Here is a 26,132-nt window from a genome sequence, read left to right on the forward strand (position 1 = left end):
ACTAATAATAAGTTCCCTGATTAAGATCAGGGAGCAACGGCCGAGCATGAGCGATCATGGCTCAGGAGATTAATTTTGTAATGTTAGTGTTATAGGGGAAGCAAATGGGCACTTCCGAGACAGTCGGGAAACAGGCCGAAGTCTTCAACTACGGAGTCGTGCGGCAGTTTTCTGTCATGACAGTGGTATGGGGAATTATCGGCATGAGTGTCGGCTTATTGGTTGCCTTGCAACTAATTTGGCCTGAACTTAACTTCGAAACGCCATGGTTCAGCTATGGCCGTCTGCGTCCAGTACATACCAACTTGGTGATTTTCGCCTTTGGCGGTAACGCATTGTTCGCGACGTCATACTATGTGGTTCAACGTACCTGTCAGGTGCGTCTGTACTGTACGAAATTGGCTTCCTTCACCTTCTGGGGTTGGCAGCTAATTATGTTGGGGGCGCTGATTACTTTGCCTATGGGTTTCACCAGCAGCAAAGAATACGCCGAAATGGAATGGCCACTGGATATCCTGATCACTATCGTCTGGGTGTCTTATGCGGTGGTGTTCTTTGGCACTATCGTTAAACGTCGTGTGCGTCACATCTACGTGGCGAACTGGTTTTACGGTGCTTTCATTACCACTATTGCTGTACTGCACATCTTCAATAACTTGGAAATTCCGGTTTCCATGTGGAAGTCCTACTCGGTTTACGCCGGTGTGCAAGACGCGATGGTGCAGTGGTGGTACGGCCATAACGCCGTAGGTTTCTTCCTGACCACAAGTTTCTTGGGGATGATGTACTACTTCGTACCTAAGCAAGCTAACCGTCCGGTGTACTCCTACCGTTTGTCCATTGTTCACTTCTGGGCATTGGCCTTTACCTACATGTGGGCGGGCCCTCACCACTTGCTGTACACCTCGTTGCCTGATTGGACACAGTCCTTGGGTATGACCTTCTCGCTGATCCTGTTGGCTCCATCTTGGGGTGGCATGATCAACGGTATCATGACCTTGTCCGGCGCTTGGCACAAACTGCGTACAGATCCTATCTTGAAGTTCTTGGTAACGTCATTGTCCTTCTACGGTATGTCTACCTTCGAAGGCTCCATGATGGCGATCCGTACTGTGAACTCCCTGTCCCACTACACTGACTGGACCATCGGTCACGTGCACTCTGGTGCGTTGGGTTGGGTAGCAATGGTGACCTTCGGTTCGCTGTACTACATGATTCCTCGCCTCTACGGTCAAAAACAGATGGCTCTGCCAAAACTGGTAGAAGTTCACTTCTGGGTCGCGACTCTGGGTGTGGTGCTGTATATCGCCGCGATGTGGATTTCCGGTGTGATGCAAGGTCTGATGTGGCGTGCTACTGCTCCTGATGGTTTGCTGACATACAGCTTTGTTGAAGGGGTGAAAGCAACTTATCCGTTCTATGCAATTCGTGCATTGGGTGGCTTTATGTTTGTTTGCGGTATTGTCATGATGGGCGTGAACGTCTTCTTGACAGCATGGGGTAAACCTCGTGTGAACCCAGTTGTTCCGCTGACTAACCCAGATGCGATCAGTCCGACTAACGTTGGTCCGGCTGTTGTTACGGAATAAGGAGCAATCAATGTCCTCATCTGAGAAAAAAGGTTTTACACACGCCACGATTGAGCGCAACGTTGGTTTGCTGATTGTGCTCAGTATTTTGGTGATTTCCTTTGCGGGTTTGGTGCAGATTGTGCCGCTGTTTTTCCAGCACTCCATGACTGAACCCACAGAAGGCGTGAAGCCTTACGAGCCTTTGCGTTTGGTAGGTAGAGATATCTACATTCGTGAAGGTTGCGTAGGCTGTCACTCCCAGCAAGTGCGTATGCTGCAATCGGAAGTGCAGCGTTACGGTCCATACTCACTGGCCGGTGAGACTGTGTACGATCACCCCTTCTTGTGGGGTTCCAAGCGTACTGGTCCTGACTTGGCCCGTGTAGGTGGTATTTACACCGATAACTGGCACCGTATTCACTTGCGTAATCCTCGTGATACAGAACCTGCTTCCAACATGCCAGCCTACCCTTGGCTGCAACATAACAGCGTAGAACATGACGATGTGCGTGCACGTATGAATGCTCTGCGTATTATCGGCGTACCTTACACCGACGAGCAGATTGAAAAAGCACCTCAGCAATTGGTTGGTAAAACCGAAGAAGATGCGCTGATTGCTTACCTGCAAGGCCTGGGTGTAGAGGGCCGCGCAGCAGCTGAACAAGCTGTAGCCGAGGGGAGACGCTAATCATGGTTGCATTCTTGAATGGTCTCATGACATTGCTTGGCATCGTGACGTTCATTGGTATTGTGATCTGGGCGTGGTCGGATGGCCGTAAAAAAGCCAACCATGATGGGTCTATGCTTCCTTTCGCATTGCCGGATGAAGCTGACGAGAAGGGAGGTTCGAATGAGTGATTTTTTTAATCTAGGCTGGGGGATTTATATCTCCGCTATTGCTCTGTTGGGCATTGCCTTCTGTCTGTGGTTGTTATGGACGCAGCGTGCTTGGCTGTCTCCTTCCATGGAAGAGCAAGAGTCGTCCCACGTGTGGGACGGCAACATCACGGAGCTCAACACTAACGTGCCACGCTGGTGGACCGTTATGTACATATTGTTGTGTATCTTTGCACTGGGCTACCTGATTATGTACCCAGGTCTGGGTAGCTATCAGGGGATGTTGAGTTACTCATCCGCTAAAGAAGTGCAGGCACAACAAGAGCAAATTAACGAGCGTTTAGCACCAACGTACGCACGTTTCCGTGAAATGCCTTTGAATGAAATCGCTGACGATGCAGAAGCTCGTGCCATTGGCCAACGTTTGTTCTTGAACAACTGTGCGCAGTGTCACGGCTCTGATGCTCAAGGTAGCCCAAGCTTCCCTAACCTGACAGACAGTACCTGGATGTGGGGTGGTAAGCCTGAGGATATCCTGCACACCATTACTGAAGGTCGTCGCGGCATCATGACAGCACACAAAGGTGTGTTGACTCCAGGTGAAGCGTCTGACATCGCTCAGTATGTGCGTTCCTTGAACAGCTTGGCTCATGACCAATCTCGTGTACCGTCTGGCAAAAAACTGTTTGAACAAACATGTTTTGCATGTCACGGCGCGGATGCTAAAGGCAATCAATTGTTGGGGGCTCCTGACCTGACTAGCGGTAACTGGCTGTATGGCAGTTCAGAGGCCGTGATTGTTGAAGGTATTTTGAACGGTCGTGATAACCAGATGCCAGCCCAGAAAAACCGTCTGACTGAAGAGCAGATTCGCTTGTTGGCCGGTTGGGTTTGGGGCTTAAGCAACAGCACAGCCAAGTAAGCATTGTGATGTGATTATTGTAAGTTGAGGTGTAGCATGAGTAGTGACGCTCCCCATCGTCATCCAGACGAAGGAAATACAGAGCAGGTACCGGAATGGCGGCCACCTAGTTCCTCCAAGCCGGTGACAGCTAAAGCGTCCGCTCATGCTGTGAAGGTCGTCGACATTAATCAGAAGATCTATGCTCGATCGGTAAAAGGGGTGTTCGCCAATTGGCGAATCGCCCTTGTATTCCTCACCCAGATTATTTATTACGGTCTGCCTTGGTTGCAGTGGAATGAACGCCAAGCCGTCTTGTTTGATCTGGGTACGAGGAAGTTCTATTTGTTCGGCATTGTGATGTGGCCACAGGATATTATTTACCTGACTGTGCTGCTGATTTTGTCGGCATTCTCGCTGTTTCTCTTTACCGCAATGGCAGGGCGTTTGTTCTGTGGTTACGCCTGTCCGCAAACGGTATATACCGAAATCTTCATGTGGGTTGAACGCAAGGTGGAAGGCGACCGTATGGCTCGCATCCGTCTGGATGAGGCTCCTTGGAGTGCTAAAAAACTGCGTCTCAAAGCCACAAAGCATTTCTTGTGGATAGTGATTGCGCTGTGGACTGGTTTTACATTTATCGGTTACTTCGCACCTATTCGCGAGTTAGGCGCGCAGATTCTAGATTTCACATTGGGTCCATGGCAGTGGTTCTGGTTGTTCTTCTACGGTTTTGCTACCTGGGGGAATGCAGGCTTTCTGCGTGAGGCAATCTGTAAGTACATGTGCCCGTACGCACGTTTCCAAAGCGTGATGGTGGATGACGACACGTTTGTGGTGAGTTATGACCACGTGCGTGGTGAGCCTCGTGGTAAACGTTCTAAAAAGGTAGACCACAAAGAAGCGGGCTTAGGGGACTGTGTAGACTGTACGCTCTGTGTACAGGTCTGTCCGACCGGCATCGATATTCGAGAAGGGCTGCAATACATGTGTATTGGGTGTGGGGCCTGTATCGATGCCTGTGATGATGTGATGGAGAAACTGGATTACCCCAAAGGGCTGATTCGCTATACCTCTGGTCGCGCTATTACCGAGCGTTTGAGCCAGTCTCAGGTACGCCGACACATGTTTAGGCCTCGTATCTTGGTGTATATTGCAATCTTGAGCCTTATTACTGTGGCAGCGGCCTATTCGCTGGTAGCCCGTAATGATCTGCATATGGATGTCATCCGTGATCGTGGGGTAATGGGGCGTGAGATTCCTGGCGGCTACATAGAGAATATCTATAGACTGCAAATGATGAACAAGTCCGAGCAGCCTATGCGTATTGAGTTAGAGGCTGAAGGTTTCCCAGGTATCACGATTAGTACAGTGAACAGCGGTAGTGCAGAAATAGTCGTACCATCAGCAACGAACGAGTTGATTCCTGTACACGTACGGGTTCCGGTAGAAGCTGGTTTGAAAGAAGGTATGCACGATATTGTGATTACTGCTCGAAAACCCGCAAACGCTGAGTCTGGTGAAGAATTCATCAGTGAGAAAACACGATTTTATGTGCCTCGCTAAGGCGCACACGATAAAGGACCTATCATGGCAAATGCAATAGATCAGGAATTGGATACGCAACCGTGGTTTAAAGAGCCTTGGCCGTGGATTCTCATGGCGGGCCCATTTGTGGCTATGGTTGGCTGCGCGATCACTATCGCTTTGGTATTGCAACCTACAGGGGTAAGCGAAGAGATTAGTGATGGCGGGCAGAAGCGTGGTTTGGTGGTGACCAGAGATCAAGCACCTGAGGCTCCTGCCGTAGTAGAAGCAGAGTAAAGCCACTACGCAGCAATAAAAAATCCCACGTTGTTACGTGGGATTTTTTTATGATGCCTTAAGCGTTGCGACGTTGAAGGCTTGCCAATAGGTCTGTGGCTTAGCAGTCTACCCCAGCCATTGCTTGCAGCGCAGGCAGGTCTAGGATCATGACTTCGCGTTGTTGTATACGCAGTAAGCCTTCACGGGCAAAGCGTGAGAACAGACGGCTAACCGTTTCTAGTGTTAGGCCCAAGAAGTTACCAATTTCTTCACGGCTCATGCGCAAAATGAACTGGTAAGGGGAGTAGCCCAAGGTAGACAAGCGTTGCGACAGGTTGATCAAGAAAGCGGCAAGACGCTGTTCAGAGCGTAATGCGCCCAAGTTCATGATCAGGGTATGAGCACGGTTGATTTCCTTACTCATTAGGCGACGCAGTTGTTGTTGCAAGATGGGAAGCTGCAATGACAGCTTATCTAGCTCGTTCAACGGCATCACACAGACCTCACTGTCTTCCAGTGCGATAGAGTGAGAGACATGGCGGTTATTTAATAACCCATCCATGCCAATAATTTCGCCCGGCAGCAAGAAGCCAGTAATCTGCACTTGGCCGGATGCGTCTTCCAGTTGTGTCTTGATGCTGCCTGTGCGCAAGGCATAGATGGCGTCTACTTCATCATCAAGGTGGAACAGGACAGAGCCTTTGGTCAAACGTATGCGTTCTTTGACCAGTTCATCCAGTTTCTGCAGGTCGTGGTTGGACATCCCCAGCGGCAAGCAGATTTCATTCAGCATGCAGGATGAGCAACGTATAGCATCGTGACTGACAGAGATTCGTTTTTGCATAGAAAGCGTCTGCGGTTGAAAACAGTTAGGTACAAAGACCGTAATGAGAGCTTATTTTCAAACGCAGCATAAAATTCGCACTTCGGAGTGAAGTGCCATAGTTAGTATTCTAGCGTATTTAAAAGCTCTTTTTGAAACATCAAGGATTTTGCTTTTTCTTTTATTTTAGTGGGTTGCAATAAATGTAAGAAAATGCAAATAAACACATAAATGATTTTAACAGGCTCTTGAAGTTTGGCCAGATGTCATCATCTATAAGTCAAGCGAAATTAAACTGGTGCAGTCTGTGAATACTCATCGCAAGATTCTGCACATTACCTAGAGTAAGGCAACATGCGAATTGATAAATTAACGACAAAATTTCAACAGGCTTTGGCTGATGCGCAAAGCTTGGCATTGCAACAGGGCAATTCTTATCTGGAACCTGTACACGTATTGGCTGCATTGTTGGCTGACGTGGATTCCGGAGCAGGCAGTCTATTGGCGCGTGCAGGTGTGGCCGTGCCGCGTTTACAAGCCGAAGTTAAAAAAGCAATTGATGCATTACCTCAGATTTCATCTGGGGATGTGAATTTAAATATTAGCCGCGAACTACAAAGTGCGTTGGCATTAACGGAAAAAGAAGCCACCTCACGTGGTGATACCTATATTGCCAGCGAATTATTTTTGTTGGTATTAAGCCGAGATAAAGGGCAGGCTGGCCGCTTATTAAAAGAAGCTGGTCTAAACGAGCAAGCGTTGGTTGCCGCGATTGATGCTGTGCGCGGTGGTGAATCGGTGAGTGACGCAGAAGGCGATGCCAATAGAGAAGCGTTGTCCAAATACACCACAGACCTGACTGAGCGTGCTCGTCTGGGTAAGTTAGACCCGGTGATTGGTAGGGACGATGAGATCCGTCGTTCTATACAGATCTTGCAACGTAGAACCAAAAACAACCCTGTGCTGATTGGTGAGCCAGGTGTAGGTAAAACAGCAATTGTGGAAGGGTTGGCTCAGCGTATCGTGAATAACGAAGTGCCTGAGAACCTGAAAAACAAACGTGTGTTGGTACTGGATTTGGCCGCCTTGTTAGCGGGTGCTAAATACCGTGGTGAGTTTGAAGAGCGTCTGAAAGCTGTCTTGAAAGAATTGTCTCAAGACGCGGGTAAAACCATTCTCTTTATTGATGAAATCCATACCATGGTTGGTGCAGGTAAAGCCGAAGGTGCGATGGATGCCGGCAATATGCTGAAACCAGCGCTGGCCCGTGGTGAGCTGCACTGTATAGGTGCCACGACCTTGGATGAGTACCGTCAGTACATAGAGAAAGATGCCGCGTTAGAGCGTCGCTTCCAGAAAGTGCTGGTGGATGAGCCTGATGTAGAGTCCACCATTGCGATTCTGCGTGGTTTGCGTGAACGTTATGAGTTGCACCACGGTGTGGTCATTACTGACCCAGCGATTGTGGCTGCTGCTGAGCTGTCTAACCGCTACATTACCGACCGATTCTTGCCGGATAAAGCGATTGACTTGATCGATGAAGCGGCTGCGCGTATTCGTATGGAGATTGACTCAAAACCTGAAGTCATGGATAGGCTAGATCGCCGCATGATTCAGCTCAAAATTGAGCGTGAAGCCGTGCGTAAAGAAACTGACGATGCGTCACAGCGTCGTTTGGCCACCATTGAAGAAGAGCTGGAGCGTTTGCAACGCGAGTACAACGATTTTGAGGAAGTCTGGAAAGCCGAGAAAGCGGCTGTACAAGGTACGCAGTCTATCAAGGAAGAAATTGAGCAGCTCAAAGCGGAAATGGCTGAACTGCAACGTAAAGGTCAGTTTGATAAATTGGCTGAGCTGCAGTACGGCAAGTTGCCCGAGTTAGAAGGCCGTTTGGCTACTGCCGAACAGTCTAAAGACAAGCTGGAAGACAAACCTAAGCTGTTACGTACTCAGGTAGGTACTGAGGAAATTGCCGAGGTGGTATCACGTGCAACCGGTATTCCTGTGTCTCGCATGATGCAAGGTGAGCGTGAAAAACTGCTGAACATGGAGCAGCACCTTGAGGAGCGTGTGGTAGGTCAGAACGAAGCTGTGTCGTTGGTGGCGGATGCGATCCGACGTTCACGTGCTGGTTTGGCTGACCCATCTAAACCTTATGGTTCGTTCCTGTTCTTAGGGCCTACCGGCGTGGGTAAAACCGAGCTGACCAAAGCCTTGGCGGCATTCTTGTTTGACTCTGAAGATCATTTGATTCGTATTGATATGTCAGAGTTCATGGAGAAACACTCGGTAGCCAGACTGATTGGTGCGCCTCCGGGCTATGTGGGTTACGAGCAGGGCGGTTACTTGACTGAAGCTGTGCGTCGTAAACCGTATAGTGTGATTTTGCTGGATGAGGTAGAAAAAGCACACCCCGATGTGTTTAACATCTTGCTGCAGGTATTGGATGATGGTCGTCTGACTGATGGACAGGGTAGAACGGTTGATTTCCGTAATACCGTGGTGATCATGACGTCTAACTTGGGTGCGCATCACATTCAGGAAATGGTTGGTGAGCCGTACGAGAAAGTGAAGTCGGCCGTGTGGGAAGAGGTCAAACTCTCCTTCCGTCCAGAGTTCTTGAACCGTATTGACGAAGTGGTGGTGTTCCACGCACTGGGCGAGGCACAGATTCAATCTATTGCCAAAATCCAGTTGCAACGTTTGGCACAACGTTTGGCTGACCGTGGTATGCAGTTAGAGGTTAGCGATGCGGCCTTGGCTGAGGTGGCAAAAGTTGGCTTCGATCCGTTGTTTGGTGCTAGACCGTTGAAACGTGCGATTCAGCAAAACATCGAAAACCCAGTGGCCAAGCTGATTCTGGAAGGTCATTTTGGTGAGGATGATGTAGTACCTGTGGACTGGCGTGACGGCAGTTTTGTGTTCGACCAGAAAGCAAGCAAAGCATAAGCCTGTTAGTGCTTGCGAAGCAAAAAGCCCCATCTCTGTGAGTGGGGCTTTTTTGCATCTAGGGCTATGGTGTTTCTGCGTAGGGGTGTATATTTTAATTTCTTATTAAAAGAATAATTTTCAATTATTGTTCTCAAAAGAAGAATTTAATGGATTCCGAAACTCTACGTATTTTCACCACGGTAGCGAGCGAGCTGAGCATTACACATGCTGCTGCGCATTTAGGGCGGGCACCTTCTAACGTCACCACTCGTATACAGCAATTAGAGGCTGACTTAGGATCAGAGCTGTTTGTACGCACGGGTAAACGGCTGGTGCTTTCAGCGGCGGGCCAGAAGTTTTTGGATTACGCCAATAGGCTGCTAGCCTTGGAAGCAGAAGCGAGGCATGTGGTAACAGGTGGCCTTGATGGCGGCACCTTACGTATGGGCAGTATGGAAAGTACGGCGGCAAGCCGATTGCCCGCTTTATTGGCTAATTACCATGCCAAACATACGAGCACTCAATTACAACTGAGTACAGGTCCTACGCGAGCCCTCATAGAGCAATTGCGCACTGGCTTGCTAGATTGTGCCTTTGCTGCCTTAGCGAGTTCAACAGATGCTGATGTGTTGCTGGATGAGTTAGGTTTACAAGCCATGCCAGTGTGGACAGAAGAACTGCTGTTTTTATTACCCAGTAGCGAGTCTGCGGTGACGCAGGTGTCTGAAATTCAAACACGTACCTTGGCTGCATTTCCGTTAGGGTGCACGTATAGAGGCATTGCAGAACAGGCCTTGGGGATGGCGGATACGCCTGAGTGGCGTGTGCTAGAGATTGCGTCGTATCACGCCATGATTGCCTGTGTGGCGGCAGGCAACTGTGTGACCTTAGTTCCTGCTAGTGTATTGAAACTGGCGGGGGTACCAGAGAGTATGCCCACAGTAAAAGTGGCGTCGGTAGACACCTTGTTGGTATGGCGTAAAGGCTATGATGTGCCAGCGTTTAGATCGTTCTTGGCGCTATTGTCTGAGGCGGTGAAATGACAGCCGCCGCACATCGCCGTACGCCAGTAGGACATTGGCGCTCAGCTGTAGAGGCAGCGTTAATCTTGTCGGTAGGTATGGGCTTTGGGCGCTTTGCTTTCACGGCTGTATTCCCTTACATGGTGGAAGACGGCGTGATTAGCGTGCAGCAGGGTAGCTGGGCAGCATCGATGAACTATGCAGGCTATTTGCTAGGGGCTCTGTTAGCGGTACGGATGCGTGCAAGCTACGCGTACAAACTGTGTTTGTGGTCTGTATTGGGAACGGCCTTGTGTTTAGCTGTGTTAGCGTTACCTGTGCCTGTATGGGGCATATTACTGGTGCGTGGTGTAGCCGGTGCCGTGAGTGCATTAGGCTTTGTAGCGGCATCTCTATGGTTATTTGAGCAGCGGGGGCATTTCACTGGAGCTCCAGTGTTGTATGCAGGGGTAGGCGTAGGAATAGCTTTATCTGCCGAGTTGTTGGTGTTAGGTGCCAGCCTAGGCTTGCATAGCTCAGGTATGTGGTTGCTATTAGGGGCGGTAGCAGCCGTGATGGGGCTTATTGCTGCACCTGGGTTGTTGATGCGCTATACCGAGTCGTCCACCGAGGTCTCTACAGCACAGGCGGCTATACAACCTAAATTGGTGGCAGTGCTGCCTATGGTGGTGATTTATGGGCTGGCTGGTTTTGGCTATATCGTAACGGCCACCTACTTGCCCATGTTGGTGCACATGGCGTTACCTAATGTGCATTCAGCTCATGTGTGGGCAGTGTTTGGTTTGGGTGCGGTACCAGCGTGCTTTGTATGGCATAGGCAGCATGAGCGATTGGGTACACGCGGGGCATTGCAATGGAATCTAGCGTTACAAGCGTTTGGTGTAGCTTTGCCTGTGCTTGTTCAGTCAGCCAGTAGTTATATGCTTAGCGCCCTGTTAGTGGGAGGGACCTTCACTGGCACCGTGACAATTGCGATGCCTGCCGCGCAACGTTTGGCTCGTCATACCGGGAAAAACGTTTTAGCCATCATGACATTGATGTACAGCGTAGGGCAGATCATAGGCCCTATGGTGGCAGAGCTTTTGCATACCTATAGCCACAGTTTTTCTAGCGCGCTATTAGCAGCGTCTTTGGCGTTAGTGATAGCACTGATTTGTAGCGTAAAGCTGTATCCGCCCACTACACCGTAGGGGGAATAAAAAAGGCCTGTGATCACAGGCCTTTTTAGTGTGGGCTTAGCGTATAGGTTTGTCTAAACGTTTGGCCGGTGTTTCATTCAGATTTTCCCGCGTAGCATCCCACGAGTAGAATTTCACACCAATTTGTATGCGTTCGCGGTTAGTTTCACGACGCCAGCGATTGGCATCACGCAGGGAGTACACGCAGCCACAGTATTCTTGCATGTAGAACTCTTCGGTTTTGCTGATTTCGATCATACGTTTAGCGCCGCCACCTTTGCGCCAGTTGTACGTCCAGTACAGCATGTCTGGGTAACGGGCTGCTGCGCGCTCGCCACAGCCATTGATCTGGTTCATGTCTTTCCAGCGTGAAATGCCTAGTGAGCTACTAAAGGTGTTGTAGCCGTGTTCATGCGCATACAAGGCAGTGCGCTCAAAGCGCATATCAAAGCATTCTGTACAGCGTATGCCACGTTCGGGTTCATGCTCCATACCTTTTACCCGTTCAAACCAATTGTCTACGTCGTAGTCGGCATCAATAAATTCGATACCGTGTTTTTCGGCGTAGCGGATGTTTTCCTGTTTGCGAATTTCATACTCGCGCACGGGATGGATATTCGGATTGTAAAAGAAGATGGCGTAGTCTATGCCTGATGCGGTCATGGCCTCCATCACCTCGCCCGAACAGGGGGCGCAGCAGGAGTGCAGCAAAACCTTTTTGCGGTTGTCTGGTAGGGTGAGTACAGGACGATCAACAGATGTGGACATGACGCTTATGACTAAATAAATGTAGCTGAACCTACTATTTTAGCCCTCAATCACAACTTCCCAAAGTGCACGCACAGTTTGGCGGTCTTGTTCGTGGTTTTGAGGCGGCACGCGCGCCCACGGTTGGGCTTGTAGACGCAAGGTGTGCTGCAGTTTTCGGTAGTTTCTGTAGATGCTGCTGACCTGGGTTGCCAGCGAGCTATCTATCAGCCCTAATTCTGCTGCTAATCCTAGCAACGTGATGTTACCTAGATTCCCTAAGAGCACTGGGTACTGATGGGCATGCGCCAGCACAATAAATTGTGTGATGAATTCTATGTCCACCATACCGCCACTATCGTGCTTCAAATCGAACAGCTCACTACGGTTGGGGTGGCCTTCAAAAATACGCGCACGCATTTGTCGTATATCGGCTTTTAACTGCTGTAAATCGCGAGGGCGTACCAATATGTCTTGGCGTACTTGTTCAAAACGCTCACCGATACGCGTGCTACCGGCGACAAAGCGGGCGCGGGTTAAGGCTTGGTGCTCCCAGCTCCAGGCTTGTTGCTGCTGGTATTGTTCAAAACTATCTATGCTGACGGCAATGAGGCCAGCATTTCCGTCTGGGCGTAGGCGCATATCCACTTCGTATAGGCGTCCTGACGAAGTGAGGGTGGACAGCCACGAGATCATGCGTCTGCCCAGTTTCACGTAGTGTTCAGAGGCATTTTGATCTGGGTCATCGTATAAGAACACCAAGTCTAAATCTGAGGCATAACCTAACTCCTTACCGCCCAGCTTGCCGTAGGCAATGATGGCAAACTCAGGTGCAGGCAATGACGATAAGTCAGCGCCTTTAGGTTGTGCTAACGGCCATGTACGGTACAGCGTTTCTTCTAGCATGAGGTCGGCCAATGCAGAGAGCTTGTCAGCCAGTTGCTCTACGCTGTAGCAGCCCGATAAGTCTTGGGCCAGTAGTTCAAATGTGTGTTGATGCAGTGTGTCGCGCATCAGGTTCATTTGTTGCTCGATGTCAGGTTGGCCATCAGGCAGTTTGCAGGCATCTAACTCATGGTGCAGTTGTTTTTGCAGGGCCGAAAAATCGGTGTCCTGCATGAGGCTTTGCCAGTTAATCAGCCTATCCAAAACCAAGGGGTATTGCACTAAATACTGCGCAACCCATGGGCTGGCAGACACCAGCATGGTTAAACGGCTGATGGTTTCTGGGTACTCGCTTAATAAGGCCACATACGCACTGCGCTGGGCAATGCTTTCCATCACATTGAGCAATCGGCTTAGCGTTTCTTCGGGGTTGATCGTGTGCGCAGCAGCCTGGCACAGTTGCGGCAGTAGTTGCTCTAGTCGGGCGCGACTAGGGCGGGGCAAGCGTCGCAGTTTATGGCTATCAAGAAAATGGGTGATTTTCTCGTGGGCATGAGCCTGAAAATCGTCAGGTGCGGCAACTTCAGGTTCAGGCTCGGGGATAGCGGGAGTACTAGTAGGGCTATTGTCGTTAAGCCCAGCTAGCCTAAAAGCATCACTAAAATACCGGCTGACTACCGTACGATGTTGCTGTAATTGCGTTTCAAACTCTTCTACGCTGAGTCCCATAGTGAGGGCCAGTGCATGACGCTCTTCGGGTTTGACTGGTAGCAAATGGGTTTGTGTGTCTTCACGGTACTGCAGCATATGCTCGGTGCGGCGCAAAAATAGATAAGCTTGTTTTAGCTCTTGCACAGAGGTAGCTGTTAGCACTCGGGCCCGTTGTTGGGCGCGCATCGCATCCAGCAAGTTGGCGCACTGTAATGAGGGCAGTCGTCCTCCTCGTATCAGCTGATTCAGCTGTACTACGAATTCAATTTCTCTAATGCCGCCGTCGCCCAGTTTGATGTTGTGTAGGCTATCAATACCGTTGCGGTTTAAAACGCGTCTATTCCAGTCTTGGCGTATACGTTCACGCAGTTCGCGTAGAGAGGCTAACGCATCAAAGTCAAAGTAATTGCGGTAGACAAACGGTGTGCGTAATTGTTCGAATTGGTAACGCAATTGATGGGGGTTACTACCGGACCACGCTTGCAGCGGTAAAGGTCGGGCTTTGATCCACGCATAACGCTCCCATTCCCGACCCTGGCTAATAAGGTAGTTGGCCACAGCAGCCATGCTCCACGCCAACGGGCCAGAGTCCCCATCTGGACGTAAGCGTAAATCGCAGCGAAACACCTGACCATCGGGGGTGACTTCAGACAAGATGGCGCTGATTTGCTGGGTTAGCTTCCCGAAAAACTCGTGGTGGCTTAACGGGCGCGGCCCCGAGGTGTCGCCATCAGGGCCGTAGATGCAGATCAAATCTATATCGGAAGAAACGTTTAATTCTTTTCCACCCCATTTACCCATTGCCAGAACCAACATCTCTAAGGGCTGACCAGTTTTAGGGTCCAGTGGGGCGCCATGCCGTTCTGCTAGTTTGCGATAAGCCGTTTCATACGCATGTTGTACCGACAAATCAGCCAGATGGCTCATTGCCTGAGTCACTTCCTCGAAACTCGCTAAACCGGCAATGTCACGCAGCATCAACGTATAGAAGACCTCGGTGCGCAATAGCCGTAAGGGGCGTTTAATATCGTTGATTTCACTATAGGGGGCATCTGCCAAAAAGTGGCGAGCCAGCTGATTTAAGCGCTCTATAGATAGTGGTGTTTGGCTATTTTGCTGCAAGTGTTGAGCAAAATCGGGGAATGCCGTTAATTTTCGTTGTAATGTGCCTGACCAAGCGAGGGCAGAGTTCAATATAATGGCTTCGTTCATCTGATAATCGATAAAAAGGTCAGAGCATTAATCAACGGTGTAAAGCATGCCCATGTTAGCACTTGTGCAGTCTTCCAGATTAGTGTGACGATTGGAGGCTTATGTCACGACTACGGCGCACGTTGCTGTATGCGCTTTTTGCTTTATACCTGAGCGCAGTACTGTTTGTCAGCGCAATACGTTTTTGGGTGATACCCAATTTGCAGCAATGGCAGGCACCATTGGAAAAAGTGTTGTCTGAAGCCTTAGGGGTAGAGCTGACATTTGAGCAGGTCTCCGGCGAGTGGAAAGGCTCGCGCGCTCGTATACAAATAGATAATGTGCGTGTGCAGCAAGGCGAAGGCCAACAACCAGCCTTGCATATTCCACTGCTGAAGTTTGAGTTCAGTTGGTCATCGTGGCTATATGCCAAGCCTATTTTTCACATGGTGTATGCAGAAGGCTTGCAACTCACTATACAGCGAGATGCCAATGCGGATATACGCGTGGGTGGCGTGTTGGTGGATGAGGGTACAAACACCAATCAAGCACCGCCATCAGGCGAGGAAGAAGCCGTATTACGTTGGCTAGCCTTGCAAAGACAAGTGCAGTTTGCCAATACCACTATCATTTGGGAAGACAGCTATAGGCAGCTTCCTCCAGAAATCATTAGTCCAGTACAAATAGACGTTCAAAACCGTGATGGCAGACATTATGTGGCCTTGCAAGAGGGTACGGTAGATCACCCAGCAGGGTTGGCCGTATTGGCTGATCTACGCAGTCCAGTAGAGGCGGGTGATAGCTTAGCGGCGATGGATGGTCAGTTGTATGTGCGTGCGCATACTGGGTTTGAGGCATTATTAGCCTTAGGTTTGGATAAAAGCGCTGATTGGTCTGTGTCACCTGAGTCGTTAGAGTTGCTCGTTAACGTAGAGAAAGGGCGCTTTACCGATATACGATTTAAAGCTGAGGCCTCTGATTTACACGGTGCGTTTTATGGCCAGCAGTTAGCGGCACAAAAAATGTCAGTGTTCATGTCCTCCTCCTGGGCTGACTTAGACAGATGGATAGGGCAGCGTGATTGGCTTAGTACTGCACCCGTGCAAAGTATGGCCCTGATGGAAGGGGTCAAGATCGGAGCCGGTCAGTTATGGCAAGAAGACTTGCGACTGGATAGGATGGCTTTTGAGCTAGACGGGCGAGGTAGAACATGGCAGCTCACGTCCTTCTTAGTAGAAAACTCAGAGCTGTATTTGCACGCTCAAGGTGATTGGCGTCCAGATGCAAACCATGAGCTAGGGTGGTTGGATCTACAGGGCAAGCTAGCGCATGTACAACTCAACACTTTGTACAAATACTTTCCGGATGATGTGGGTGAAGACGTCATCGTTTGGCTAAAAGCTGGCTTGCAAAAAGGATGGTTGGAGCAGGGGACGTTTACGTTACAAGGCGATGTGGACGCCTTCCCTTTTCAGTCAGAGCAAGACAAAGGTTATTTTGATGTCATCGCTTCCGTGCGAGATGCTCAAGTGGATTACTGGCAAGCCCCCGCACGTGAGCGTACGTGGCCAGTACTGCGTGATGTGCAGGGCCAGTTGCGCATTGAACGAGCCGGTTTATATGGCACGTTTACGCAAGCCTCGGTATTAATTGATCCCGCCTCTCCTGTGCAGGCAACGACGCTAGATATCACCATCCCTAATATGGAGCATGACTCCACGGTGTATGTAGATGCGCAAAGTCATGGCAGTGCAGCCTCGTACGCCCCATTGTTTAAAAACTCGCCTTTGGGCGAAATGCTGAACCATGAGTTGGATGCTTTACACGCTGAAGGGCAGTGGGAAGTCCCGCTGAAATTGACAGTGCCTTTGCAAGCAGGAAAGCCTGTCACCGTAGCGGGGCATGTAGCCATGCAAAATACAGTGCTGCGCGTGTATGACTACATCCCACCTATGCGTAGGTTGCAAGGCCAATTGAATTTCACGGAAGATGCCGTTTGGGCAGAGAACTTGCATGGCACATGGTTGGGGCAACCCTTGAGCATAGAAAAGGGTGTGGCTTATGAAGGAAACCAGCCGACGAAGTACCCAGGGCTACTCTTTAAGGGTAGTGTAGATATGCAGCAAGCTCGCCCATGGATACCCGCCATGTGGCATGAGCGTGTGCAAGGACGCACGCCGTTTCAGTTTATGCTTAGTGTGCAGCAGTCTGATGTGGTGTTAACGTTTGACTCAGCGCTGAATGGCCTGGTCATTGATCTGCCATTGCCTATGCAGAAAACAGCCGAGCAGCGTTGGCCACTACAGTTACGTTGGCAAGGCGTAGACCCTACTACATCTCAGTTGAGTGTAGCGCTAGGGCGTTCTTTCTATGCCAGCTTCTTGCACGACACTACCCAACCTTCGCCGTACTTCAAGGCCGGCACCATTACCGCCAACAAGGTGGTGCGTCCAGCTCAAAATGGGCTGATCGTTGATGTGCATTACCCCAAAGTGGATTTAGATGGCTGGCAGGCACTGATACAGACGGCACAGGCTGATGAGTCACAAGGGGAGGGATACTTCCCTGCCTTAAAACGTTTTCGCGTTCAGGCTGATGAGGCGCAGGCCGTAGGGATGGGTTTTGAGCAACTGACCCTGACCGCTCAACAGCCGCAGCAACGACATTGGCGTGTGGACATAAGCTCCAGCGAAGCGGCAGGAAACTTGCAGTGGCAAGTGGATAGCGACGGTGAGATAGACGGTGTGCTGCAAGCCCACTTCCAACGCATTATTCTGGGCGAAATGGCCGAGAACGAGGTAGGTGAGGATACGGAGTCTGAGCGCTGGGGAGATGACACGTTGCATTTGCCAGATATGAACTTGCATATAGAACAATTGGAAATCGCAGGTAAGCGCATAGGTAGCGTGCTGGCTGAGGGGCGATCAGAACCCGATTCTGATGTGTGGCAGTTAGAAAAGCTTTCATTGGTGGCCCCGGGCATGAGCCTCACAGGCACCGGGCACTGGTTGTTGAATGGTGAGTCCAGAGGGCTATATATAGAAGCACAGGCAGCGATAGATAGCTTACAAGATTATCTGAACTTCTTTGGTGTGCAGGATGTGGTGCAAGGAACCAAAGGTTCGGTAGCCATGCAGTTCAATTGGCGTAATTTACCTTGGCGCGTGGCTTTAGATGACCTTGAGGGTGATATCAATATCATTTTAGGCAAGGGTAGGCTGAATCAAATACAGTCACGTTCGGCACGCTTGTTAGAGTTGTTGTCATTACAGTCCTTAACGCGGCTGGCACGCTTAGAGCTGAACATCGGTGGTGTGCTGCGTGAAGGTTTCCCGTACGACGAAATGCGAGGCGACATCAGCTTGCGCGAGATGCTGTTGCACACCAATAACTACCGCATCATTGGGCCTGTAGGCACCATTGTGATTGAAGGCGATGTAGGTGTGAAAAGCGAAAACCTGGCATTGAATGTAGTAGTGATCCCACGGGTAGACGTGAGTGGCGCTGCTGTAGCGGCTGCCATTGCCGTGAACCCAGTGGTAGGGATAGGGGCGTTTTTGGCGCAATGGTTGATGCAAGAACCGCTCTCTAGGGCAATGACACAACGGTATGCTGTGCATGGCAGTTGGGATGATCCAAAACTGGAAGAAATGTCGCTAGATTAACGCGGTGGTGACAACGAGGAAGAGCATGAAAAAAGGGGCCTAGGCCCCTTTTTATTGATAGAACGTATAAGGATTAATATACACCTTGTTGGAGTATCGCATCCGCCACCTTTACAAAGCCGGCAATGTTAGCGCCGTCTACATAGTTAATAAATTGGGACTGCTTACCATGCTGTACGCAGTTCTCATGAATAGCGTGCATGATCTGGTGCAGTTTCTGGTCCACAGCTTCTTGTGTCCAGAATAAACGTTGTGAGCTTTGGCTCATTTCCAGTCCGGATACGGCTACGCCGCCCGCGTTACTGGCTTTACCTGGTGCGTAGAGAATCTTAGCTTCTAAGAACAGTTCTACAGCGTCCAATGTGGATGGCATGTTGGCACCTTCGGCCACACAACGCACACCGTTGGACAGCAAGACACGAGCATCGTGTGCATCCAGTTCGTTTTGTGTTGCACATGGCAGGGCGACATCAACAGGAACTTCCCAAGGGCGTTTACCAGCAATGTATTTAATACCTACTTCTTTGGCGTAATCTTCCACGCAGCCTTGGCTTTGGCAGCGTATAGCCATCAAGCGTTGCAGTTTCTCGGGTGTGAAACCGTCTGGGTCATAGGCATAACCTTTTGAGTCAGAGACTGTTACGACCTTAGCACCTAAGTGCATACATTTTTCAATGGCGTATTGAGCCACATTACCTGAACCAGATACCGACACGGTTAGGCCATCCAGAGCCAAGCTTTGGCGTTTCAACATTTCTTGAACGAAATACACCAAGCCATAACCAGTGGCTTCTGGGCGAATCAAGCTGCCACCAAAACTAATGCCGCGACCAGTAAAGACGCAAGCAGTGTTGTTGGAGAGTTTTTTCATCATCCCTGACATATAGCCCACTTCACGGCCACCCACGCCAATATCGCCTGCAGGAACGTCAGTGTCTGGGCCAATGTGACGGTAGAGCTCGGTGACCAGCGCTTGGCAGAAGCGCATGATTTCGTTCTCAGAGCGGTGTTTAGGATCGAAGTCAGACCCGCCTTTAGCGCCACCCATAGGCAGGGTAGTGAGGGCATTTTTAAAGGTTTGCTCGAAAGCCAGGAACTTAAGGATGGAGAGGTTTACAGAAGGGTGAAAACGCATGCCGCCTTTGAAGGGGCCAAGAGCACTGCTGTGTTGGATGCGAAACGCTCTGTTGGTTTCGGTTTGGCCTTGGTCGTTAACCCAAGATACACGGAACTGTATCGCACGTTCAGGTTCAACCAGACGTTCCAGCAATCCTTGTTTTGCATACTGCGGATTCTGCTGAATGAATGGCCACAAACTGCCCATGACCTCAGCGACTGCCTGCATGAATTCAGGCTGGTGTGGGTCACGGGCGCGCACAGAATCGAGGAACTGCTCTAGACTAGAAAATTTCATAACTACTCTGCAAATAATAAGGGCTGGCATGAGGGAAGCAAGAAACACCTAAGGTGAGGCCTGCCATCAGGCCCGCCTATGCCAGTGCAGAGTTAAACCGTAGAACGGTTTTATCCCAGAAAAGTCAGGGAAGCAGGGTCTGAATGCCCGCAGTTTCCAGCCCAGGCTGGAAAGAAAATAAGCCTCACAATGGAGGCTTATTTATTCTATGCTTATTTTTTCATCATATCGAAAAATTCTGCATTTGTTTTTGTGGCGCGAATCTTGTCGAGGATGAATTCCATCGATTCCACCTCATCCATATCGTGGATGAACTTGCGCAGTACCCATACTTTCTGTAGCAAATCAGGCTTGATCAGCAGCTCTTCGCGGCGTGTGCCAGACTTGTTCAGATTGATAGCAGGATACATACGGCGCTCGGCCAAACGGCGCTCCAGATGGATCTCAGAGTTACCGGTACCCTTGAATTCCTCGTAGATCACCTCATCCATACGACTGCCGGTTTCGATCAGCGCCGTACCGATAATGGTCAGAGAGCCGCCTTCTTCTAGGTTACGTGCCGCACCGAAGAAGCGCTTAGGACGTTGCAAGGCGTTGGCGTCCACACCACCGGTCAGCACCTTGCCGGAGGCAGGAACCACAGTGTTGTACGCACGCGCCAATCTAGTGATGGAATCCAGCAAAATAACTACGTCTTTTTTCAGTTCTACCAAGCGTTTGGCTTTTTCGATCACCATCTCAGCCACTTGAACGTGGCGAGTTGCAGGTTCGTCGAAAGTAGACGCTACAACTTCACCGCGAACGGTGCGTTGCATTTCAGTCACTTCCTCAGGACGCTCATCTACCAGAAGCACGATCAGCGTGGCTTCAGGGTAGTTGGTGGTGATGGCGTGAGCCATGTGCTGCATCATCACGGTTTTACCGGATTTTGGGCTAGCAACGATCAGGGCACGTTGGCCTTTACCAATAGGGGCAAAGATATCCAAGATACGGCCAGTGATGTTTTCTTCACTTTTGATCTCACGCTCCAAACGCATAGGCTGGTTTGGGTGCAGAGGAGTGAGGTTTTCAAACATGATGCGATGTTTGATGGCCTCTGGCTGCATGCCGTTAACTTTGTCGACTTTTACCAGTGCAAAGTAGCGCTCGCCGTCTTTGGGCGTACGTACTTCACCTTCAATAGAGTCGCCCGTATGCAGATTGAAACGGCGGATCTGAGAAGGAGAAATATAAATGTCGTCAGTGCTGGCAAGGTAGGAGGTTTCTGGTGAACGCAGAAAACCAAAACCATCAGGCAGAACTTCTAATACGCCATCGCCGAAAATCTGTTCGCCTTTTTTGGCGTGTTTTTTCATGATGGCAAACATCAGTTCTTGTTTGCGCAGGCGGTTAGCGTTGTCGATTTCCAGGCTGGCAGCCATTTCCAGCAACTGCGAAACATGCAGCGCTTTGAGTTCGTTGAGGTGCATGAGAGGAAAAGAAGGGGTTCAATCAATGATGGCGGGCCGAAGAATCGCTGGCCCGCGCATGATCAGAGTTGGACACAAGTTATAGGGAGTCGTTGAGAAACGTATTCAGTTGTGAGCGGTTCAGTGCGCCCACTTTAGTTTGTGTGGCTTCGCCATTTTTGAACAACATCAAAGTGGGGATGCCACGAATGCCATAAGAGGCAGCAATGTCAGGGTTTTCGTCAACGTTGACTTTGGCAATGATAACACGGCCTTTGAACTCTTCAGCAGCTTCTTCCAGCAAGGGGGCGATCGCTTTACAAGGCCCACACCATGCAGCCCAGTAGTCTACCAGTACAGGAAGATCGGCGTTCAACACATCCGAGTCAAAAGAGGCATCAGTAACGTGTTTGATGGAATCACTCATGAGAATTACAGTTTTAGTAAGAAAAATAGAGAATCTGCAGCCTGATAAGGCCTCATGGCAGTATGGTAGTCTAGCTTTGGAATGAGGGCAGATAGGCTGTCGCATTTTGACAGCAGAGCCAGGTGCAGCGCATTTACATTGTAGTGGTAGTTTAGCGTGTTGTGCGAGTCCTGTTTTGGCTTTTTGGCGCAACTCCGTAAAATACTTTTTATTTTTAATCCTGCTAGAGATGACTTTGGCCACTTCTAATTACGATGAACGTTCCATTCAGGTCCTAAAAGGCCTAGAACCTGTGCGACAACGACCCGGGATGTACACACGTACGGACTGTCCCCTGCACATTATTCAAGAGGTCATTGATAATGCCGCAGACGAGGCGTTGGCTGGGTTGGCATCTTTAATACGGGTTCGGTTGCACGCGGATGGTAGCGTTTCCGTCGAAGATAATGGGCGTGGTATTCCAGTAGGAATGCACCCCGAAGAGCATGCGCCAGTGGTTGAACTGGTGTTTACCCGTCTGCATGCTGGGGGTAAGTTTAATAAAAAAGATGGTGGTGCTTACGCATTCTCCGGTGGTTTGCACGGGGTGGGTGTGTCGGTGACCAACGCGCTGTCTACACGTTTGGAAGTAGACGTGAAGCGCGATGGGCTACAGCATCGCATCGTATTTTCCGAGGGCGAGGTGATTATCCCGCTGGCGGAAATTGCTAAAGTACCCAAAAAACACAGTGGTACTGTGGTGCGTGTATGGCCTGATGCCAAATACTTTGATAGTGCAGCTATTCCTTTAAGTGAACTGATGCACGTACTGCGCAGCAAAGCAGTGTTGCTGGGTGGTGTGCTGGTTGAACTCGTAAACGAAAAAACGGGCGAGACACATAGCTGGCAATACCAAAATGGGTTGCGCAGTTATTTGCAGGAAACCTTAGACACCACTGAGTTCCTCGTGCCGTTATTTGAGGCCCAGCAGTATGCCGAAGCCGATGACGACAACTATTCTGAAGGCGAGGGTGCGCACTGGGTAGTGGCATGGACAGCGGAAGGCAATGTGGTGCGTGAATCCTTCGTGAACTTGATTCCAACTCCTGCTGGCGGTACTCATGAGGCGGGGTTACGCGATGGGTTGTTTCAAGCGGTGAAGAACTTTGCTGAGTTGCATAGTTTGATTCCCAAAGGTGTGCGCTTACTGCCTGAGGACGTATTTGCACGGGTGAGTTTTGTGTTGTCGGCCAAAATTTTAGACCCGCAATTCCAAGGCCAAATTAAAGAGAAACTCAATAGTCGCGATGCCGTGCGATTAGTTAGCGGCTTTGTGCGCAATGCCTTAGAACTTAAGCTACACGCCGATGTAGAGATGGCGAAAAAACTGGCTGAGTTTGCCATTCGCCATGCACAAGCGCGAGTACGTTCTTTGCAAAAGGTAGAAAAGCGTAAAAGTTCTGGTGTGGCAGTCTTGCCCGGCAAACTTACCGATTGCGAATCTACCGATAACTCCCGCACTGAGTTGTTCTTGGTAGAGGGGGACTCCGCTGGTGGTTCGGCCAAAATGGGGCGTGATAAATCCTTCCAAGCGATTTTGCCATTACGCGGTAAAGTGCTGAACTCGTGGGAAGTCGATAAAGACCGCTTGTTTGCCAACCAAGAAATTCATGATGTGTCGGTGGCGATTGGCGTAGACCCTCATGGGCCAGACGATACGGTGGATTTATCGGGCTTGCGTTATGGCAAAGTATGTATTTTGTCGGATGCTGACGTGGATGGCTCACACATTCAGGTATTGCTGTTGACCTTGTTCTTCCGTCATTTCCCTAAACTGATCGAAGCCGGTCACATTTATGTGGCGCGACCACCGCTCTTTAGGCTGGATGTGCCAGCTATAGGTAAACGTGCTGCACGCAAGATTTATTGTTTGGATCAAAAGGAACTGGATGTCGCGCAGGAAAAGCTGCGAGCAGAAGGTATCAAAGAAAGCAGTTGGGCGATTAGCCGCTTTAAAGGCTTGGGCGAGATGAGTGCCGAGCAATTATGGGATACCACCATGAATCCCGATACGCGTCGTTTAATGCCGGTTAGTTATGGCGATTTGGGCAAACAGGGCACAGAGTCACTGTTCACCATGCTGATGGGCAAGGGCGAGTCTTCACAGCGTCGAGGCTGGTTGGAGACCAAAGGGAATTTGGCTGAGTTGGATGTGTAATCACGCCTGCTTTCATTTAACGAATTGACGAGTAAACATCATGGATTCTCAGCAACCAGGGCTATTTGATCAGAGTAGCAATGATGACAGCTTGAGCTTGGGCCTGTACGCAGAACAGGCCTATTTGGATTATGCAGTGTCAGTGGTACGTGGGCGAGCATTGCCCGACGTGTCCGATGGTCAGAAACCGGTACAACGACGCATTTTATATGCCATGCAAGCCATGGGCTTGGCGGCAGGTGCTAAACCAGTGAAGTCCGCTCGTGTGGTGGGTGACGTACTGGGTAAGTATCACCCGCACGGTGACCAAGCCGCTTACGATGCCATGGTTCGTATGGCACAAGATTTCAGCCTGCGTTACCCCTTGATCGACGGTCAAGGTAACTTTGGCTCACGCGACGGTGATAATGCAGCCGCGATGCGATACACCGAGGCTCGTTTAACGCCGTTTGCCAAAGTGCTGTTGGATGAATTAGGCGAAGGTACGGTAGATTTCATCCCTAACTACGACGGTTCACAAAAAGAGCCGCTGCTGTTACCAGCGCGTTTGCCAGTGGTGCTGTTAAACGGCGCATCTGGTATTGCTGTGGGGATGGCAACCGATATCCCTCCACATAATTTGCGTGAAGTGACCGAAGCGTGTGTGGAGCTGATTCGTGATCCTAAACTGCCTGATGAAAGACTGGCAGAGTTAATCCCAGGCCCCGACTTCCCTGGTGGCGGCCAGATTATTTCCAGTCGCCAAGAACTGAGCCAAATCTATGCATCAGGGCGAGGCAGCATCAAAGTACGTGCACGCTGGACCATAGAAGAAATGGCCAGAGGCCAGTGGCAGTTGGTGGTAAACGAACTGCCACCAGGCGCATCGGCACAGAAAATCCTAGAAGAAATCGAAGATCGCACCAACCCTAAAGTACGCACTGGGCGCAAAGCGCTGAGCAACGAGCAGCAGCAAACCAAAGCATTGTTGTTAGGCTTGCTGGATGCGGTACGTGATGAGTCGGGCAAAGATGCGCCAGTGCGTTTGGTGTTTGAGCCTAAGAGCAGCCGTGTGGATAGACAAGAGTTCATCAATACGCTGTTGGCACACACCAGTATGGAATGCAACCAGACCATTAACTTGGTGAGTATCGGTATTGATGGGCGTCCTGGTCAACGGTCAGTGCGTCAAATGCTGGAAGAATGGTTGCAATACCGTCACCAGACCTTGTTACGTCGTACACGTTACCGCTTGGATAAAGTCGAAGATAGAATCCACGTGCTGGAAGGTCGCATGGTGGTGTATCTGGACGTAGATGCCGTCATTAAAACCATTCGCGAAGCCGATGAGCCCAAAGAGGCGCTGATGGAAACCTTCAAGTTGTCAGAGCGCCAGGCTGAAGACATTCTTGAAATGCGTTTGCGCCAATTGGCCAGATTGGAAGGCTTCAAGATTGAGCAAGAGCTTGCTAAGCAACGTGAAGAGCAAGCTGGCTTGCAAAAACTATTGGATAACCCAGCAGCCTTCAAACGCATGATGATCAAAGAGTTGGAGACCGACGCGAACACCTATGGCGACGACCGACGCACCATCATCGAAGAAGCCGAGCGTGCTGTCTTGGAGAACAAGGTACTGGATGAGCCTGTGACGGTGATTGTGTCCAGTAAAGGTTGGATGCGCCGACGTCAGGGGCATGGTCATGATAACGATGGGGTAAGCTTCAAAACGGGTGATAGTTTCTACGCTGCCTTTGAGTGCCGTAGTACCGATGATTTAATCGCGTTGGGTACCGATGGGCGCTGCTATACCATTTCGGTAGCGAACTTGCCGTCAGGCAGAGGAGATGGCCAGCCCATTACCGCCTTAGCGGATATTAGTGCAGCCGCACCAGCCAAACACATGTTGGTAGCAACAGAAAAAACGCAATATCTGTTGGGGGCGCAAAGTGCTTATGGCTTTATTTGTGCGCTAACCGATATGACATCGCGTCAACGTGCCGGTAAACAGTTTATGACTGTAGCGGAAGGGGATACACTCATGCCTCCGCTGTTGCTGCGTGATGACGACACGGCTATCGCGCTATTAAGTGCCAAAGGGCGCTTCATGGTGGTGGATAGAGAAGAATTGCGGGTGCTATCGTCCGGTGGACGGGGTACGATGTTAATGACGCTGGATGACGATGATTATTTAGCGCAGTGGGTAGCTGTGGGGCCTCAAGGTATACGGTTGTCGGGTATTTACCGACGCAAAGAAAGTACTGAGGATCTAGATTGGGCAGCATTGGAACCTTACCGCGCCAAACGGGCACGTAAAGGTCGCCTGTTAGACAGTAAAATTGCTGAACCTACGCTCAGCACCCTACGTGAATAACGACTTGAATAGTGATAAGTGAAGACAA

The 26,132-nt window shown here is 50.2% G+C and carries 18 protein-coding genes; 12 read left to right on the forward strand and 6 right to left on the reverse strand.

Annotated elements, in window-relative coordinates; translation table 11 throughout:
• Nucleotides 1-104: 104 nt before the first annotated feature.
• The 6 genes from ccoN to ACLPHM_RS00800 are packed head-to-tail and all read left to right on the forward strand — an operon-like array spanning nucleotide 105 to nucleotide 5,133.
• Nucleotides 105-1,589, forward strand: coding sequence for a cytochrome-c oxidase, cbb3-type subunit I (gene ccoN / locus ACLPHM_RS00775; protein WP_430219382.1), 1,485 nt, complete (start codon nucleotides 105-107; stop codon nucleotides 1,587-1,589).
• Between the two features lie 10 nt (nucleotides 1,590-1,599).
• Complete coding sequence (gene ccoO, locus ACLPHM_RS00780; RefSeq protein ID WP_430219383.1) at nucleotides 1,600-2,259, forward strand: cytochrome-c oxidase, cbb3-type subunit II; 660 nt, start codon at nucleotides 1,600-1,602, stop codon at nucleotides 2,257-2,259.
• 2 nt (nucleotides 2,260-2,261) lie between these two features.
• A complete protein-coding gene (locus tag ACLPHM_RS00785) occupies nucleotides 2,262-2,429 on the forward strand; it encodes a cbb3-type cytochrome oxidase subunit 3 (RefSeq protein ID WP_430219384.1) in 168 nt (55 codons plus the stop codon).
• Nucleotides 2,422-3,330, forward strand: a complete 909-nt coding sequence (ccoP, locus tag ACLPHM_RS00790) for a cytochrome-c oxidase, cbb3-type subunit III (RefSeq protein ID WP_430219385.1) — start codon at nucleotides 2,422-2,424, stop codon at nucleotides 3,328-3,330. Before ACLPHM_RS00785 ends, ccoP begins: the two co-directional genes overlap by 8 nt.
• Nucleotides 3,331-3,366: 36 nt before the next feature.
• Entirely contained in the window at nucleotides 3,367-4,875 is a 1,509-nt protein-coding gene (gene ccoG / locus ACLPHM_RS00795) for a cytochrome c oxidase accessory protein CcoG (RefSeq protein WP_430219386.1), read from the forward strand.
• A 24-nt stretch (nucleotides 4,876-4,899) separates the two neighbouring features.
• A complete protein-coding gene (locus tag ACLPHM_RS00800) occupies nucleotides 4,900-5,133 on the forward strand; it encodes a hypothetical protein (RefSeq protein WP_430219387.1) in 234 nt (77 codons plus the stop codon).
• Nucleotides 5,134-5,233: 100 nt separating this feature from the next.
• Here the strand turns inward: ACLPHM_RS00800 and fnr are convergent, their stop codons facing one another.
• Nucleotides 5,234-5,959 carry a fumarate/nitrate reduction transcriptional regulator Fnr gene (fnr, locus tag ACLPHM_RS00805; protein WP_430219388.1) on the reverse strand — a complete coding sequence of 242 codons (726 nt, stop codon included), beginning with the start codon at nucleotides 5,957-5,959 and terminating at the stop codon, nucleotides 5,234-5,236.
• A 333-nt stretch (nucleotides 5,960-6,292) separates the two neighbouring features.
• On the opposite strand from fnr, the gene clpB reads away from it, so the two are divergent.
• The 3 genes from clpB (at nucleotide 6,293) to ACLPHM_RS00820 (ending at nucleotide 11,081) form a co-directional block, all read left to right on the forward strand.
• Complete coding sequence (gene clpB, locus ACLPHM_RS00810; RefSeq protein WP_430219389.1) at nucleotides 6,293-8,887, forward strand: ATP-dependent chaperone ClpB; 2,595 nt, start codon at nucleotides 6,293-6,295, stop codon at nucleotides 8,885-8,887.
• Between the two features lie 149 nt (nucleotides 8,888-9,036).
• On the forward strand, nucleotides 9,037-9,912 hold the full coding sequence (locus ACLPHM_RS00815; RefSeq protein ID WP_430219390.1) for a LysR family transcriptional regulator: 876 nt from the start codon (nucleotides 9,037-9,039) through the stop codon (nucleotides 9,910-9,912).
• On the forward strand, nucleotides 9,909-11,081 hold the full coding sequence (locus ACLPHM_RS00820; RefSeq protein ID WP_430219391.1) for a YbfB/YjiJ family MFS transporter: 1,173 nt from the start codon (nucleotides 9,909-9,911) through the stop codon (nucleotides 11,079-11,081). The genes ACLPHM_RS00815 and ACLPHM_RS00820 overlap by 4 nt, the downstream gene beginning before the upstream one ends.
• 45 nt (nucleotides 11,082-11,126) lie before the next feature.
• On the opposite strand, the gene ACLPHM_RS00825 is transcribed toward ACLPHM_RS00820, so the two are convergent.
• Nucleotides 11,127-11,837 (reverse strand): epoxyqueuosine reductase QueH, encoded by a 711-nt coding sequence (locus ACLPHM_RS00825; RefSeq protein WP_135866608.1) that lies wholly within the window; start codon nucleotides 11,835-11,837, stop codon nucleotides 11,127-11,129.
• 39 nt (nucleotides 11,838-11,876) lie between these two features.
• The gene (gene glnE / locus ACLPHM_RS00830; RefSeq protein WP_430219392.1) at nucleotides 11,877-14,624 is read right to left on the reverse strand and encodes a bifunctional [glutamate--ammonia ligase]-adenylyl-L-tyrosine phosphorylase/[glutamate--ammonia-ligase] adenylyltransferase; all 2,748 of its coding nucleotides are present in this window, start codon (nucleotides 14,622-14,624) and stop codon (nucleotides 11,877-11,879) included.
• Nucleotides 14,625-14,725: 101 nt separating this feature from the next.
• Between glnE and ACLPHM_RS00835 the strand changes: the two genes are divergently transcribed.
• A complete protein-coding gene (locus tag ACLPHM_RS00835) occupies nucleotides 14,726-18,268 on the forward strand; it encodes a YhdP family protein (protein WP_430219393.1) in 3,543 nt (1,180 codons plus the stop codon).
• 73 nt (nucleotides 18,269-18,341) lie between these two features.
• Here the strand turns inward: ACLPHM_RS00835 and gdhA are convergent, their stop codons facing one another.
• The 3 genes from gdhA to trxA all read right to left on the reverse strand — a co-directional run bounded on the left by gdhA (nucleotide 18,342) and on the right by trxA (nucleotide 21,557).
• A complete protein-coding gene (gene gdhA, locus ACLPHM_RS00840) occupies nucleotides 18,342-19,682 on the reverse strand; it encodes an NADP-specific glutamate dehydrogenase (protein WP_430219394.1) in 1,341 nt (446 codons plus the stop codon).
• Between the two features lie 212 nt (nucleotides 19,683-19,894).
• Entirely contained in the window at nucleotides 19,895-21,151 is a 1,257-nt protein-coding gene (gene rho, locus ACLPHM_RS00845) for a transcription termination factor Rho (RefSeq protein ID WP_430219395.1), read from the reverse strand.
• A gap of 79 nt (nucleotides 21,152-21,230) precedes the next feature.
• Entirely contained in the window at nucleotides 21,231-21,557 is a 327-nt protein-coding gene (gene trxA / locus ACLPHM_RS00850) for a thioredoxin TrxA (protein ID WP_135864938.1), read from the reverse strand.
• Between the two features lie 229 nt (nucleotides 21,558-21,786).
• On the opposite strand from trxA, the gene ACLPHM_RS00855 reads away from it, so the two are divergent.
• Nucleotides 21,787-23,754 carry a DNA topoisomerase IV subunit B gene (locus ACLPHM_RS00855; RefSeq protein ID WP_430219396.1) on the forward strand — a complete coding sequence of 656 codons (1,968 nt, stop codon included), beginning with the start codon at nucleotides 21,787-21,789 and terminating at the stop codon, nucleotides 23,752-23,754.
• 37 nt (nucleotides 23,755-23,791) lie between these two features.
• On the forward strand, nucleotides 23,792-26,104 hold the full coding sequence (gene parC, locus ACLPHM_RS00860) for a DNA topoisomerase IV subunit A (RefSeq protein WP_430220732.1): 2,313 nt from the start codon (nucleotides 23,792-23,794) through the stop codon (nucleotides 26,102-26,104).
• The last annotated feature ends 28 nt before the right edge of the window (nucleotides 26,105-26,132 follow it).

It is taken from the genome of Paenalcaligenes sp. Me131 (assembly GCF_050487225.1).
GTDB lineage: Bacteria > Pseudomonadota > Gammaproteobacteria > Burkholderiales > Burkholderiaceae_B > Paenalcaligenes.